Below are 14,881 nucleotides of genomic sequence, written 5' to 3'. Positions count from 1 at the left end.
ACTAGCAGACTGGTTTTTCATAACGTTTTCGTAAGCCCCCTACAATCAGTAAGAGAACGGGCAAGAACAAACCGTACGTCAAGGAATAAGGCATCCAAATTTCTGAAACGAAGGTGTCAAAATAAGGGCGGTTGGGCATAGTTGCCAGTGCCATCACAATCATGATCATCCCCATAGGAAGTGTCAAAGGGCGGTAATCCCGAAGCCCCAGCGTATGTGCGATGCCGCAGTTCGTCGCATAATAGCAAATGGTAATTTTGACAACGAGCGTGATAAACCAGATAACGGCCATCAACACTTCGATTCGCTCAAAAAAATTGCCGATACTGATTTTTTGCGCAAGTGTGTAGCTTGGGTAGGCGAGCAGTACGGTAATATCGGCCCCCAAGACCAAAATCGCCACAGCGGTAATCATCGTCAGGAAGAAATTAGCCAAAAGGATGCCCAGAATATAAGCTTTGGCCGCACGCACTGGACGTTTTACGAGGGGAAACAACACGATCAGAATGACCGATTCCAGCAAATAACCCACGTACCTGAAGTTCCCCCCGAATACAGGAGCGATTCCATGCGCAAGCACAGGCTTCACATTTTCTATTTTGATCTGGGGGAAGATAAATACGATCAAGATAATGAACAGTAAGAGAAAATACGGAAACAACAGCTCACTCACCCGAGAAAACACTTCTGCTCCACTGCGGACCCCCATGACGATGATCACTGTAAACAAGACAAGAATAATTTCAATGGGAGTCTCCTGCATAATCTGTGTCGTGACAAAATCACCTATCTCCATCAGCATAAGCGAAGCGTCGATGAAGAAATAGGTGATGAACAGAACAGCCACCGCTTTCCCTATCCAGTTTCCCAATATTTCCTCGCTGTACTGAAAGATCGACTTATTCGGATACCGCTTACTCAACAATACATACAGATAGGTCAAAAGAAAGCCTTCCCCCCACCCTATGAGAGCAGAGATCCATGCATCTTGTTTAGCAGCGGTAGCAGTAAGCGAAGGTACGTACAAAATCGCATCGCCAATCCCAAAAAGCGCCACCAGTATCATGAATTGCCTTGCGCTAATATGACCGTTGTCTATCAATTCCTCTCGCTCCTCCGCCTCGCTGCTGGCTACTGCTTCATTCCACAGTTCCCAAAATGAAGTCGCTGAATGGTTTATAGACAAATGTGATCCAGTCCAACGGGTTCGGAATATTCGCCTCAAGTGATTCGGCTATGCCAAGTCCCGTCCCGACTACAAGCAGTATGAAGAAAACCAGCATATCCTTCTTCATCGCGTTTCTTTTCATGTAAGGCACCTCAATAAGGGCAATGAGCAGGCTGATCAGCAAAATCATTATGATGGTCCACATGCTGTGCAGCGCACCTACTTTTTCGCTGGAATACCTTTACCATTTCCCCAGATGGAAAAAGTTATGCTTTAATCCTTTTTTATGAAAGGAATAAACGAATTACCTACCTTTCCTGTTCGCCTGAGCCTCACGTCCGTTTTTATCTTCACTTGCAGGTTGGTGAATTTCGAATCCCAATCATCCTTTACCTTCTCCCAGCCCTTCGGGTCATTTTGGTAGATTGACTGCCCAAATCCCAAAACATCTGAGTGGTATTCCTTTTGTGTTTTATGGATGGCACTTACGATTTTCTCTCTGATCCTCTTTTCCACATCCGCCTCCAATTTGTATATGGTTTGGGGATTGGACAAGTCTTTCGGACACGCCACCTCGCCGACATTCCCCTCGGCCGAAACACTCACTTCTATTTGTGGCTTGCCATTCTTCACCTTCCCGTTGACCGTTGTTTTGTTCCGAATGATCTCAATGACGATTTTATTGTTTTTGTCACAAGGAATTTCTTCTATCGTACTGTCCACTCTGTCTGTGATATAGCTGAATCCGATGCTTTCCTCTTCGTTCAACCACCCCAGCAGTTTATCTTTTTTGAAGACCCCAATGTCCTTGTACCTCAACAGATTGGGTTGGCTAACTTTTTGGGAGTTCATATCAGATGTACCCGTATGTACATTCCCTTTCAGCGTAGCACCTACCAGAACCGGCTCTACGCCTTCTCGCAGCAAATCGGCAATAACTTCATCCAATTTCATGGAGACGATCGATCCCCAGGACTTCTCTGCCGTTTCCAAGCTTTTGTAGAGCTTCGTCGCTGGGATTTTTTCCAACGGGTCGATCATGCTGAGGATTTGAAGCGCTGTTGTATCCTTCGCCAGAATGACATAAAAATCGGGTCGAACCTCATGATCGCGAAATAACAAGTCCAGCGCTTCTTTTATCCCTTCTCTTGCTACCTGCTCCCCCAAAACTAGCACCTGGATATGGGAAAAATACAGCCTTCTGGGCGTTTCCGTTGTCATTCTCCGGATTCCCTCAAAAATGCTTGATGCTCGCATACTGTAAGTGGCAACAGCTGATTGGCTTATCTTCCCGCCCTCTTTTGACGCTACCGCGCCGGGATTGACGATTTGGGCGGAAATTACGTACTCTCCGTCAATCTTGTCGATACCTGTCCCCATGACAATTGCCAAATCATTCAATTCTCTGCGGTTCCAGCAACCTGTCAACAAAACGAGAATGACGATGGCCAAAAGGACCACACCTTTTCGTTTCATGCCGTCTCCACCTCGGCTATCGATTTATCTTCACACAACACGATGCTCGGGCTACTTTTTACGATTTCGTTCTCTGACGCTGTTTTTCTGGCGCAAAAAATGGGGACGTGTATGCATCATCCCGATCGGAATCCGAAGCAGCGTATCCTTTTGATCGGCGAGATTCACAGGGGCAAGCGGAGCCATATACGGGACGCCGAACGAGCGCAAGGTGCACAGGTGAATGCACAAAGCGATCATCCCCACAAATACGCCAATCAGACCAAAGCTGGCGGCAAGTGCCATCAAGCCGAACCGCAACAGTCGAATCGGAATGGACATGGAAAAGGAAGGGAAGACAAAGCTGGTGATAGCCGTAATGGAAACGACCATGACCGTCGCGGGGGAAACAAGACCTGCCTGCACAGCCGCTTCTCCCAGCACAAGTGCTCCCACGATGGAGATTGCCGGACCAACCGCTCTCGGCATCCGTATCCCCGCCTCTCGCAGCATTTCAAAGGTAAACTCCATCAACAGCGCCTCGACGGCTGCCGGAAATGGCACTCCTTCACGCTGAGCTGCAATGCTCATGATCAGGTTTGTTTGCAGCATTTCCTGGTGAAAGGTCGTAATGGCGACATAAAGGGAGGGTGCGAGCAAAGCGATAAAAAAAGAAATAAGGCGCAAAATGCGCAGAATCCCAAAATCCGCACGATTGTAATAATCCTCTGGGGACTGGAAGAATTGGACGAAGACTGCGGGAACCAGCAAAACAATAGGTGTACCATCCACCAGAATGGCGACGCGCCCTTCCAGTAGCCCGGCTGCCACTGAGTCTGGGCGCTCCGTATTGTAAATCGTTGGAAACGGAGTAAAGGTATGATCCTGAATCATTTCTTCGATGTTTCCGCTCTCCAAAATACCGTCGATCTGAATCTGCCCCAGCCGCTCTTTCACTTCTGCCACTACGCTCTCCTGCACGACTCCTTTTATATACATCAGGGAGACTTTGGTCTTAGTCATGTTCCCGATCTGCACAGTCTCCAACCAAAGATTGCGATTATTGATCCGCCGACGCACCAAAGCCGTATTGGTCCGGAGGTTTTCCGAAAACGCTTCTCTGGAACCGCGCACCACCGTCTGCACGGATGCCTCCTGAACACCACGATCCTCCCACTGCTTCGTATTGACGATAAAGCCGTACGAACAACCATCTACCAAAATAACGGTGTCCCCAGTCAATATCGCATCAAACAAATGGTCAAAGTCATATACCTCTTCTACTCCGCCGATCGTCAGCAGAAAATCCTTCATTAGTAGCAACGGCTCTACTTCCCGCTCGGCTTCTATAGGGATTTCCGTCTTTCTCGCATGGATCATGAGAGACTCCAGGAAGCTGCTGATCATATTTTTATCGACCAGACCCTCGGTATATAAAATCCCCACCAGTATCTGATCAACGGCTTCCAGTCGCACTTGCCGCATCACGAGATCCGTGCTGTTGCCCAGCTCTTTCTTCACTTTTTCCAGATTTTCGTCCAACGAGCAAAGAAAGAACGCAGATTGTTTTCCTGTATCGATCATTACGTATCACTCTTTTTCCAGTTCGGGATATGTTTACTATCCCTCATGGCTCTGGGGTCTATGCTGAACGCAAAAAAGGCCCCCTTATTGGAGGCCCTTCTCGATACCTTCACTTGGAGTATAATCGAGATACATAGGAATCGATATCTTCAACGATCCCGGGTCTTTTTGGATGAACGTGAATTATCTCGTAGTCCGGTCCTACAATTGCCACGTGTCCAACAAAAAAAGTCGAAAGGCTTTTTTTCGAGTACAATACGTCTCCTCGCTTCATATCCGTGTTAGTACCAGGATATTGTGGTCTATCAGATGCCCTATAAAATTCCTCCTATAAAGTTGATTAACGATAGTAGGGCGTCCATTATCGCTTTCACTCTTTACGGAAAAAAAGCATCGTTTTACAACCACTTTTTGAAGGGATAACGAAAATGAACAAAAAAATAATGATTATAGTTTTCCTAGGCGTAATCCTTATCTCTGTTCCAGTTATATATGTTCAAGGAATTTTGTTAAGCTTAGAGAATCAGGTACGCCAACATCTCATTACCGAGAAAAATATTGATGAGAAAATAATAGTTAGTGTAGATGGCGTTTTTGGGAAGCTTCCGCTCTTTAGTGTAGAAGTTATTTTTGCTGATGAACCCGATGTAAAATACTTTTATACTGAAAAAAACGGAAAAATAATAACTTTACATTCAACGCTTAAACCCAAAGGATACGAATACAAACATAAATGAGTCCCCGGACGCCGGTACTCCCCCATCCCCTGTCACCTCAGCTTTATTGGGTCCCGATAATGGGCTTTATGTATCATATTAGCCAAATAAAGTAATAACCAGCCGACGCAAAAAAAATCAGCTGGTTATTTTACTTTCATCATGTTTTTTCAAAGAGCGCGTGCATGGGTTTAATCAACATGCTGATGAATTGAAAGTTTCTGTTGAAAATCCATATAAAGAAGTAAAGCTCAGCAATGGTTACACTATTTTGCAGAACTCACTAATGGAGGCTTCGTACGCAAACAGCTTCAATGTCACCATTTTTACGGCAAACGATATTCCGCAAACGGCTCTCCGTTTCGATACACATCACTCAGACGGTCCAGCTCTGCCAATGTCGCTTCATCCAGCTCCAAGGATGCACTCTGCAAATTATCCGTAAACTGCTCTACACTGGTCGCTCCCACTATGACCGAAGAGACAGCAGGCTTGTGCATCAGCCACGCCAAGGACAGCACACTGGAGGATACACCAAGTCCCGCCGCTACCTGACTGATTTTTCGTCCAAACTCCAGCTTGTCTTCGCTAAGCATGCGGACGAAACGCGGCTCCTTGTCCGCCCGCGAGCCAGCCGGAGCCTGATCCGTCGAGGTGTATTTGCCAGTTAAAATTCCACCGGCCAGTGGGAAGTACGGAATGATGCCCACACCCTGATCGAGACAAAGAGGCACCAGCTCACGCTCCGGCGTCCGGTCTGCCAGCGAATAGCTGACCTGCGTCGATATGTAACGATTCAGCCCTTCACGCTGGCTGATGCCAATCGCTTTCATCAACTCCCAGGCGGCATAGTTTGATGCCCCGATGTAACGCACCTTCCCGGACCGCACCATATCGTCTAACGCACGCAAAGTTTCCTCCAAAGGCGTCTCTGGATCAAAGGTGTGAATCTGGTACAGATCCACATAATCGGTTCGCAGCCGCTTCAAGCTGTTCTCCAGCTCCAGCATCAGGTGGTAGCGCGACGAGCCTCTTTGGTTCGGTCCATCGCCTTTTACCAACCCAGCCTTCGTTGCCAGAACGACCTCGTGTCGCTTCCCTGAAAGCGCCAGCCCGATGATTCGCTCTGACTCTGTTTGCGTGTAAATATTCGCCGTATCAATAAACGTAATCCCGTTATCTATTGCGGTATGAATAATGTTTGCAGAGGTATTTTCGTCAGCACGTCCCCCGAATGAGTTCGTCCCCAATCCCAATGCCGATACCTTCAATCCACTGCCACCGAGTCGGTAGTATTTCATCTTGTCATCGACCTCTTTTCATAATAGGAATGCTCTTCCATTATCTCCTATTTGGGTGGGGATTGCATGGTTTTCCAATTCAGCATACAAAGAAGCTCACTCCTATTATCGTTCTAGTGGGAGTAAGCATTGGTTGTATCTATATGAAACTATTCACCGGCAATCCAGACAGCTTCGTTTAATTCCTTAGAACTAGATAACAACTTGCACAGCTCAAGAAGCAGTTCCTTTGCCTCCTGACTTAATGAGGCTGATTTTATTTTTTGCAGTTGGTCTAATACAATACCTATGTCTGGAACTTTCCAAGATTGCTCCCACCAAGGGTCCTCAACATTGTAGTGATAGGCAAAACCAGTCCAGCCGTCTTCTTCCGGCTCTATCTGTCTCATTATTTCGTCAAAATATCCGCCCCAGATTTGTAATATATATGTATCGCCATTGGACAGATATCTTATAAATTGTATCTCACCTTCACCTTCAAAACCTTTATAGTATTTGCTATTGATTATCTCCATAACTCACCTTTCATTTCCATAGTTTGCTATATTTATCTCTTTTAGTAACTCAGCCAAATGGAACCCTGAGACTCCAATTAGAAATAACTCTTTCTTGTAATTAATAAATTCTATTTTGTTTGGAATAGACTGTCTGTAAATTTCTAGAATTTTGTCTTTACAGTCGATGACTTTTTTCTTATCCTTCATTTTAGAATAAAGCTCAAAATCGTTAATGATCATGGGATCAAGTAAAATTTTCTGATCTCTTGATAATTATTCTCAAATACAACCGAAACATAGATTCCTTTTACGTATTCCTCTATATTCAGCAATATCTCTATGTAGAATCCATTCATATTGGAAATAAATCCAAGTTGTTTTACGCTTGTAGAAGTTTGTAAATTTTTTTCGTCTATGCAATTTATCAGTTCATTCGCATTATCATTTATCTTTTCTTTTAAATTGATTTTAGAAAAATCAATTCTGCTCATGATTCCCTCCTTGCTCTGTGATTAAATTCCATTTAATAAATTCAGTGCAAATTGCTATAATTCAACGCCGTCTGGCTTTTGTTCAGTACCTTTATAGTTCATATGAACAATGCTATTCACAACATATTTATTCATAGGATTATTTGCATGTACTAACTAAAACTATTCCTGTTAACTGTCCCTGCCAGTTATAACAACAACCGCTTAACTCCTTCGAATTACATTCAACGTCTGGACAGAAAAAAGCTCATTCCTCCTTATCGTTTAAGGTTGAACAAGCTTTTGAAGTATAGAGCGAGAGTTATTTTTCTGTGAAACTTGCAGATGTCCTCTTTGTTAGCTCGATACTCTCGGGTACATTAACAATCAGGTACTTAGGTGTTCTTTCTGGTAGACGCCTTATATACATAGCCCTCCAATAGATATAATTTTATCTCCTAAGTAATCGTAGTATTGTTGAAACCACAATAGGATTACTAAGCCCCTACTCTAAAAACTAATTTACAAGAAGATTCCTCTCAAAGTTTCTATCTTCTCCAATTCATATTGATAATTACATCTACCATTAAAACACTCCTCCATATTTCTAAAAAAGACATATGCCCCTTCTAACATCGTTTCAATAAATTCGTTTTTTGGAAGCACGGCTTTAATTTGGACATTTGCCTCTAACTCATATAGCACCAAATCCTCAGATATGGATTTTAAATGGAGCTTTACGGGTTGGTCTGGAAAATACGTCTCCCCCTCTCCTGTATTCAAAAGACTCTCAATGACATTTAAAAAATATGCCCATAATTGGTCAACTAAATCCCATAAAGTTACGTCAAGCAAAACCTGTTCGTAATATTTTAATGTTATTGCACCATTAAGATAATCAAAGTCTAATAAACTTTCGAGATCTAATACCTCATTGGTATTAGTGATCTGAACAAAATAGTCATCAACGTTAGATTTCAAAAGCGATAAGTCACTTATCTCTCTATCTGGTTTATTAATTAAAGTATTTACATAAAACAATTCGTTCACCTACTCCTCAGGATAAAATTGACCTACTCGTCCTTTGTTAAACCCTACAATATATTCTACATCTTTATAAGTTCCCTTTATTTGATAACTAAAGGTTGTACCATTTTTTAAAAGAATGTCTCGATTTTCCTTCATGATAAATTCTATAGCATTTGCTACTTCATCAATAGACATATCTTCCTTCAAAAAGGTCTGTTTTGCTTTTATTGAGCCATCCCAGTATTCTGGATGATGCCTTTCTAGAATGTGCTTCATTCCCCGTTTGTCTATTAAGAAGTTTTGATTTCCAAAAATGTATTTTTTGCTTTGGAAGTTTTCAAGAGCATTCACAACTTTACTAGGCTCAGCTTTTACCGGACCCTTTTTTACTTTCCTTGTAGCATTTAGCATTTCCTCAAGGTTTTTTAATCTACCAAGCGTAAGTGCCTGCAATGCAAGTCCACCGATTGCAAGTCCATCCGCGAGATTGATTTCATCATCCTGCAACGTATCCATATCTTCCTGCATCGGCTCCACAAAGCTTTCTTGCACAAACAGCTCTACACCCTTAGGCAAATCCTCTGCCGCCTTCTGCAAACCTCTTGGCAATTCATTCGCCGCTTTCTCCAAAGCTCCTGGCAACTCACTAGCCGCTTTTTGCATCGCAGCAGGAACATCCCCCAGCTTTGATATCCCTTTAACGAAGTGATCCCACGTACTTGGCTTTTCCTGCGGTTTCTCACAAGCAGGTCCTTGTCCAAAACCTGCGGCTGGTGATCCACTCTTTGCTGCCGCCTGATTCCCTACCGTCACACCGCCCAAATCCTGCCCGTCATCCTCAATCTTGATCAACCCACAATGAAAACACATATTCGTGGACTTGTTCAGCAAGGCCGGATGGCCGTCGACCATTTTGTCCGCTTTCCCATCCATCCATGGCATCGTCGTCAATGGCATCGTCGTCAATGGCGTGCATGGCATTGGGGTGAGTACACCGTTATTGGCGGCAGTGGCGGAGGCGACGGCGGGATTTTTCAAGCTGCTGCATTTCCCGAATGGCATGATATTTGTGTTGGGGACGAAATCCATGATGCTCACTTGTGGCTTCCCTTTTACGAACACCCCATGGCTGAATGGCATTTTCAGCCGACTCAATTGACTGCCACTACTACATGAAAGAATGGCTCCTACCACCACGTAGCTCTTGCGTTCCGCACTCGACTGCTGGATGTTTATTCCTTCAATATTGGACATACAGTCTCCTCCTCTCTGTAAATGTTGCTATACAGATGGAAGATGCTCATGTTGATCGATGTGGCCTGATATCCAATCTATATATAAAAAGGAAATAATGCCTATACATTGAAATATCGGATTCGGGCAGATCACGAGCTATAGATAGAAAGTTGCAAATACACGACAATCCTTATAGGCATTTAGAGCTACTGACATAAAAAAACACCTACCCAGATGCAACGTCACACGCATCAGGCAGGTGCTTCTTATCATTTTTCTTTCTCTATACTTCCTCTATCAACCGCGCCAACAAGGTAGCGCGCGTCGATATTTCACCCAGTTCGATCCATTCATCCGGCGAGTGGGCGTAGCCACCCTTCACACCAAGTCCATCCAGAGTCGGGACTCCGCAAGCCGCAGCGAAGTTTCCATCGCTGACTCCTCCTGTCCCTGACTCTTCCAAAGCCATCCCTAGTTCATTGATGCTAATCGATTGTGCAAGGGAAAACAATTTGCCTGTCTCTTCGGTTCGCTCCATCGGCGGTCGGCGAATGCCTCCCTTTACGCTGATGGTTGTACCGGCGAGCACTGGCGTAAGTTCACTCATTACCTTCTCGATGCGTAGCGCCTCTTCCATCGAGACGAATCTCACATCTACTTCGGCTTCTGCCGAGTCGGCTACGACATTGGAGCCTATTCCGCCCTTGATGACACCCACGTTGACCGTTGTTCCTTTTTCGTAGTCGGTCAAGGCATGCAGATATTGCACCTGTCTCGCCAGCTCTTCAATGGCGGAGACGCCTTTTTGATGATCGACGCCCGCGTGCGAAGAAATACCACTGACTGTCATGGTAAAATAGGCGCTTCCCTTCCGCCATGTTTTGAGTGCGCCACTCGGTTCAGTTGGCGGCTCCAATACAAAGCTGGCAACGGAACGGGCTGCTTCCTCCTCCACCAGTCTGCGAGAAGTCGGGCTGCCGATCTCCTCGTCACTGTTTAAGAGAAGCACGATTTTTTTATCTTGAGGCAAGCGATCCAGCTTCACCAATGCCCGCATCGCAAACATCGCTTGCAAGACGCCCGCTTTCATATCGTATACGCCTGGTCCGTACGCTTTCTCATTCCGGATCGTAAACGGTCGGCGAGCTGCTTCTCCTTCGAGCCATACGGTATCGTAGTGACCGATGATGAGGATTTGCTTTTCCCCATCACCCAGCGTGCAACGAACCTGATCGCCATACGTCGCATTCGGAATGAGCTCAGCGACTCCACCTGTCAGCCGTTGAAACTGAAGTGCGAACCAGCCCGCCATGCGGTCGCCCAGCCGCTTGTCACGAGAAGGCGAGTCCATGTTGACTGCCTCTTCGAGAAGCTGTAGATAGTGAGTCATATTCTCTTGTACATAAGTGTGGATTGACATAGTGCCTCTTCCTTAGTGAGATTGTGAATTGAGTCCGAACAGGCGATCTAGTCCGTACACTTTTTCCAACAAGACGATGAACACCAGGCTCAGCAGGATGACCACTGAGGAAATCGAAGCCACCAACGGGTCAAGCGTTTCCTGCATATAGGTGAAAATCGCGAGTGGCAGCGTCGTCGTATCCGGTGCCACCAAGAATAAGGAAACCGTCACATTGTCAAACGACGTCAAGAACGAAAAGATCATCCCCGACACGATGGCCGGACGCAACAGTGGCAACGTAATATCCCAGAACACCCGTAACGGATGGGCACCCAGCATGTATCCCGCTTTTTCCAACGTATAATCGAACGAGCTAAGCCCCGTGAGAACCAGCCTAACAACATACGGGATCGAGATCAGCATATGCGCCAGCAAAAGCCCCGTAAACGTTCCTGCGATGCCAATTCTCGTGAAAAACAGCAACGCGGAAATCCCGATAATGAGCGACGGAACGGTAAGCGGTGAAAGCATCAGCGCGTTGATGACGCCGCTTCCACGAAACTTGTATTTGGACAGCGCGAACGCAGCCAATGTCCCTAAGAGAGTCGCCATAATCGCCGTTACAGTAGCTAGCTTAAGACTAAACCACAGCGAATCGATGAACTCCGGTCGATCCAAAATCATTTCATACCATTGCCACGAAAACCCTTCCGGCGGAAACGCAAGATATCCTGCTGCGGTAAAGGAGCTCGGGATGATGACCAGAAACGGCAGATTGACCAAAACCAGTACAAAGAATGTGATGAGTCCGAGTACATTTATTTTTTTCATGACGCAAACACCTCTTTATACCGCTTGGTTTCAATCAGCTTCGTATACAAAGTCACCAACAGAATCGTACTGCCCAGAAGCAGGAAGGCAAGTGCCGCACCCAAAGGCCAGTTCAATGTCGCCATAATTTGCTCATAAGCGATGACAGGCAAGACTTTTACGGAAGTACCACCCATCAAGGCAGGCGTCACAAAGGCACTCATCGACAAGCTGAACACCAGTGTCGTCCCGGCAACAATCCCCGGCAAGCACAACGGCAGAGTCACACTGAAAAACGTCCGCACGCGGGAAGCTCCCAAAATCGACGCCGCCTTGTTCAAGGACGGATCGATGGCATACAGACTGGTCGCTATCGCCAGAACCATGTAGGCGATAAAGGAATCCGTCAGACCGATCACAATACCCAGCTCGTTGTATAACAGTCGCAACGGTTGATCGATCAGACCCAGACTGATCAACGTTTCGTTGATCCACCCTTTTTCCCCCAATACCACTACCCAACCGAAGTTGCGAATAACGACACTGATGAGGTGAGGGGCCAGAATCAGCATGGTAACAATCCCTCTCATTTTCCCTGTAGCCTGCGCCATGTACATCGCAACAGGGAATCCGAGCAAGAGGCAAGCCAGTACCGTCCAGAGACTCACGCGAATCGTCCGCCAAAGAATCTCCAAGTAGTACGGATCTTGTACAAATAATAAATAATTGTGCAAAGAGAACGCCTGATTCTCATCCTGAAAGCTGAGCAAAAGCATCATCAGCATTGGCAGGATAAAAACGCCCAGCAGCAAGATCAGCGCGGGTGCGGTCAGTAACGTAACAGAGAGACGCTTGTTCATCCGTCATCCCCTTCCTGCGGGCATGACCAGTACGTCGTCCGCGTTCCATTGACAGTAAACCGTTTGTCCCTCTTTGCGATCCACAGAACTATCGGTCATTTGGACTTTTACTGAAAGCATATGCTCCCCGGCCTTGACCTCACATTCTGTGTAAGAGCCCAGGAAGGAGGCAAGCTGCAAATGTCCTTTTACCCGATTCGCTTCCTCACTGACTGGTGTATCGGTCAGCTTGATTTTCTCTGGTCGGATAAAAATAATCGCTTTCTCATGGAGTGACACTGTTCGCTGTTGCTTTGCCGCCTGCACGAGCATTCCACCAGTAGTCCGCAGTGTGAGTACATCTCCGTCGATACCGATGACTTCCCCTTCCAAGCGGTTTGTCTTACCAATGAACGTATGCACGAATTCAGAAGCTGGCTCATTGTAAATCTCGAGCGGCGTGCCGATCTGCTCTACGAATCCGTGATTCATGACGACGATACGATCAGACAGTGCCAGAGCTTCTTCCTGGTCATGTGTAACGAAAATGGTCGTAACGCCAATTTCATGATGTAAGCGCTTTAACTCATCGCGCAGCTCTTCACGAAGCTTTGCATCCAAGTTACTGAGCGGCTCATCCAAAAGCAGGAGGGAAGGCTCAATGACAAGCGCCCGTGCAATCGCAATCCGTTGACGCTGTCCGCCAGAGAGCTGTTTCGGGTAGCGATCTGCTACGTTTGGCAGCTTGACCAGAGACAGCACGCGATTCACGCGCTCTTGCATTTCCTGCTTGCTTACTTTGCGTAATTTCAGACCGTAGGCAATGTTTTCTGCCACAGTCATATGCGGGAACAACGAGTATGTCTGGAACACCATTCCCAGCTCCCGTTTGTACGGAGGTACGCCATTCATTCGCTGCCCCTTGATCAAGAGGTCTCCGCCATCCGGGTCCAAAAATCCGGCGATCATATTCAAGGTCGTGGTCTTACCGCAACCAGATGGGCCGAGAAACGAGATGAATTCGCCTTGCTCCACCTGCAGGTTGAAGTTTTGAACCACGACATTGCTTTGAAATTTTTTCATGATGCCGCGCAGTTCAACGTCAATCACCTTGGTCACGTAAATACCTACTTTCCTGTTTTAGGTGCAATTTCTTTGTTAAAGCGATCCAGCCAAGCAGATGTTTCCTTGCTCACTACGCCATAGTCGAAGTCCACAACTTTTGTACGATCGAATTCCAATGTCTTCGCTACATCGTCAGGCAGTTTCACAGTCGTTGCTGGGTTGTAGTACAGCTTCGTTGCGTACATGGTTTGAATTTCATCTGTCAAAAGGAAATCGACGAATGCTTTTGCGGCTTTAGGACTCTTCGAACCTTTTACCAGCGTAGCTACGTTCGGTACGATATTTCCGCCCTCTTCAGGGAAAACAAACTCCAATGGTACTCCTGCTTCTTTTTGAGTCAAGCTGCGTGCCATCGTCCAAGTCGTGTAGGCAGCACTCTTGTTTTGCAGATTTTGCTGGAGCTGTGCAGCGCTCTTCGCGAAGGTCGGCATGTATCCTGCAATCGTTTCCATTTGCTTGAAGCCCGATTCCATATTTTTCTCAGACCCGCCATTTGCGTACGACAGCATGATCATCGCAGAGCGTCCGAAGTTGCTCGCTACGTCTGTCATTGTGATATAGCCCTTCACTTCAGGCTTGGCCAGGTCATTCCAGGACTTCGGTACAGGCAAGCCTTTTTCTTTGACCAGATCTGTATTGTAGGAAATCCCCATCGGTGTGAAGTTCACGACAACACCGCTATTCTCTGTTACATGCAAATCTTCTGGCACGTTTTTCATGTTCGGGATATCGGTTGCGGATACTGTTTCCCACAAGCCTTCTTGACGACCTTTCTCTTGCTCGCCGCCCTCAACGATGGTCAGGTCAATTTGTGGAGCATTTTTCTGTGCCTTTACTTTCGCTACGATATCCGTGGAAACACCGGAAACATAGGTCAGCTTCACATTCGGGTACTTCTCGTTAAATTTCTTGAAGACTTCATCCTTCATCATCTTCTCAACGGTCGCGCCATTCCCTGCGACTACCAGTGTGTCTTCCAGCTGTACCTGTGCTTCTGTGCCGCTATTGCTGCCAGCAGCCGGTGCAGGAGCAGATGTTTGTGGTGCGGATGAGCCACATCCAGCGAGCAAGGAACCAGTCAAAGCGAAAATGGACAAGACAGATAATGCCTTTTTCTTCATGTACGTTCGACCCCCGATTGTCTAGTTTGTTCACGAATAGAGAACGATGTTTCCTATTCAAGAACGATAATGTTATACTAGCACAAAGATACTGACTATTCAAGGTAGTCGTAATAGCAGCATCTTTG

14 protein-coding genes and 1 pseudogene are annotated in these 14,881 nt (G+C 46.2%); 1 reads left to right on the top strand and 14 read right to left on the bottom strand.

Annotated elements, in window-relative coordinates:
* Position 1: 1 nt before the first annotated feature.
* The 4 genes from AB1L17_RS08825 to AB1L17_RS08810 all read right to left on the bottom strand — a co-directional run bounded on the left by AB1L17_RS08825 (position 2) and on the right by AB1L17_RS08810 (position 4,207).
* Complete coding sequence (locus AB1L17_RS08825) at positions 2 to 1,102, bottom strand: GerAB/ArcD/ProY family transporter (RefSeq protein WP_412844228.1); 1,101 nt, start codon at positions 1,100 to 1,102, stop codon at positions 2 to 4.
* 37 nt (positions 1,103 to 1,139) lie between these two features.
* Entirely contained in the window at positions 1,140 to 1,373 is a 234-nt protein-coding gene (locus tag AB1L17_RS08820; protein ID WP_412844227.1) for a hypothetical protein, read from the bottom strand.
* 68 nt (positions 1,374 to 1,441) lie between these two features.
* Positions 1,442 to 2,644 (bottom strand): Ger(x)C family spore germination protein, encoded by a 1,203-nt coding sequence (locus AB1L17_RS08815; RefSeq protein WP_412844226.1) that lies wholly within the window; start codon positions 2,642 to 2,644, stop codon positions 1,442 to 1,444.
* Positions 2,645 to 2,695: 51 nt separating this feature from the next.
* Entirely contained in the window at positions 2,696 to 4,207 is a 1,512-nt protein-coding gene (locus AB1L17_RS08810) for a spore germination protein (protein WP_412844225.1), read from the bottom strand.
* Positions 4,208 to 4,635: 428 nt separating this feature from the next.
* Here AB1L17_RS08810 and AB1L17_RS08805 point away from each other — a divergent pair, with 428 nt between their 5' ends.
* The gene (locus AB1L17_RS08805) at positions 4,636 to 4,944 is read left to right on the top strand and encodes a DUF3139 domain-containing protein (protein WP_412844224.1); all 309 of its coding nucleotides are present in this window, start codon (positions 4,636 to 4,638) and stop codon (positions 4,942 to 4,944) included.
* A gap of 305 nt (positions 4,945 to 5,249) precedes the next feature.
* On the opposite strand, the gene AB1L17_RS08800 is transcribed toward AB1L17_RS08805, so the two are convergent.
* The 10 genes and pseudogenes from AB1L17_RS08800 to AB1L17_RS08755 form a co-directional block, all read right to left on the bottom strand.
* Positions 5,250 to 6,224: an aldo/keto reductase gene (locus AB1L17_RS08800; protein WP_412844223.1), complete on the bottom strand. Its 975-nt coding sequence runs from the start codon at positions 6,222 to 6,224 to the stop codon at positions 5,250 to 5,252.
* A gap of 149 nt (positions 6,225 to 6,373) precedes the next feature.
* The gene (locus tag AB1L17_RS08795) at positions 6,374 to 6,739 is read right to left on the bottom strand and encodes a hypothetical protein (RefSeq protein WP_412844222.1); all 366 of its coding nucleotides are present in this window, start codon (positions 6,737 to 6,739) and stop codon (positions 6,374 to 6,376) included.
* A 218-nt stretch (positions 6,740 to 6,957) separates the two neighbouring features.
* Positions 6,958 to 7,212 (bottom strand): hypothetical protein, encoded by a 255-nt coding sequence (locus AB1L17_RS08790; RefSeq protein ID WP_412844221.1) that lies wholly within the window; start codon positions 7,210 to 7,212, stop codon positions 6,958 to 6,960.
* A 501-nt stretch (positions 7,213 to 7,713) separates the two neighbouring features.
* Positions 7,714 to 8,241 (bottom strand): hypothetical protein, encoded by a 528-nt coding sequence (locus AB1L17_RS08785; RefSeq protein ID WP_412844220.1) that lies wholly within the window; start codon positions 8,239 to 8,241, stop codon positions 7,714 to 7,716.
* 801 nt (positions 8,242 to 9,042) lie between these two features.
* Positions 9,043 to 9,474: pseudogene (locus AB1L17_RS08780) on the bottom strand (DUF4280 domain-containing protein); the annotation flags it as partial.
* Positions 9,475 to 9,739: 265 nt separating this feature from the next.
* A complete protein-coding gene (locus AB1L17_RS08775; protein ID WP_412844219.1) occupies positions 9,740 to 10,876 on the bottom strand; it encodes a M20 family metallopeptidase in 1,137 nt (378 codons plus the stop codon).
* 12 nt (positions 10,877 to 10,888) lie between these two features.
* Entirely contained in the window at positions 10,889 to 11,689 is an 801-nt protein-coding gene (locus AB1L17_RS08770; protein WP_412844218.1) for an ABC transporter permease, read from the bottom strand.
* Entirely contained in the window at positions 11,686 to 12,528 is an 843-nt protein-coding gene (locus tag AB1L17_RS08765) for an ABC transporter permease (protein ID WP_412844217.1), read from the bottom strand. Before AB1L17_RS08765 ends, AB1L17_RS08770 begins: the two co-directional genes overlap by 4 nt.
* A 3-nt stretch (positions 12,529 to 12,531) precedes the next feature.
* Complete coding sequence (locus tag AB1L17_RS08760; protein WP_412844216.1) at positions 12,532 to 13,626, bottom strand: ABC transporter ATP-binding protein; 1,095 nt, start codon at positions 13,624 to 13,626, stop codon at positions 12,532 to 12,534.
* Between the two features lie 8 nt (positions 13,627 to 13,634).
* Positions 13,635 to 14,753, bottom strand: a complete 1,119-nt coding sequence (locus AB1L17_RS08755; RefSeq protein WP_412844215.1) for an ABC transporter substrate-binding protein — start codon at positions 14,751 to 14,753, stop codon at positions 13,635 to 13,637.
* Positions 14,754 to 14,881 lie beyond the last annotated feature (128 nt).

It is taken from the genome of Brevibacillus jepli, assembly GCF_047229145.1.
Classification (GTDB): domain Bacteria; phylum Bacillota; class Bacilli; order Brevibacillales; family Brevibacillaceae; genus Brevibacillus.
Note: the sequence above shows the minus strand (reverse complement) of the source record. Positions and strands in the feature narration are given on the sequence as shown.

Bases quoted from the DNA above. Each gene is read 5' to 3' on its own strand.
- AB1L17_RS08770 (WP_412844218.1), bottom strand. From the start codon at position 11,689: ATGAAAAAAATAAATGTACTCGGACTCATCACATTCTTTGTACTGGTT.
- AB1L17_RS08790 (WP_412844221.1), bottom strand. From the start codon at position 7,212: ATGAGCAGAATTGATTTTTCTAAAATCAATTTAAAAGAAAAGATAAAT.
- AB1L17_RS08820 (WP_412844227.1), bottom strand. From the start codon at position 1,373: ATGTGGACCATCATAATGATTTTGCTGATCAGCCTGCTCATTGCCCTT.
- AB1L17_RS08815 (WP_412844226.1), bottom strand. From the start codon at position 2,644: ATGAAACGAAAAGGTGTGGTCCTTTTGGCCATCGTCATTCTCGTTTTG.
- AB1L17_RS08795 (WP_412844222.1), bottom strand. From the start codon at position 6,739: ATGGAGATAATCAATAGCAAATACTATAAAGGTTTTGAAGGTGAAGGT.
- AB1L17_RS08775 (WP_412844219.1), bottom strand. From the start codon at position 10,876: ATGTCAATCCACACTTATGTACAAGAGAATATGACTCACTATCTACAG.
- AB1L17_RS08800 (WP_412844223.1), bottom strand. From the start codon at position 6,224: ATGAAATACTACCGACTCGGTGGCAGTGGATTGAAGGTATCGGCATTG.
- AB1L17_RS08805 (WP_412844224.1), top strand. From the start codon at position 4,636: ATGAACAAAAAAATAATGATTATAGTTTTCCTAGGCGTAATCCTTATC.
- AB1L17_RS08755 (WP_412844215.1), bottom strand. From the start codon at position 14,753: ATGAAGAAAAAGGCATTATCTGTCTTGTCCATTTTCGCTTTGACTGGT.
- AB1L17_RS08810 (WP_412844225.1), bottom strand. From the start codon at position 4,207: ATGATCGATACAGGAAAACAATCTGCGTTCTTTCTTTGCTCGTTGGAC.
- AB1L17_RS08765 (WP_412844217.1), bottom strand. From the start codon at position 12,528: ATGAACAAGCGTCTCTCTGTTACGTTACTGACCGCACCCGCGCTGATC.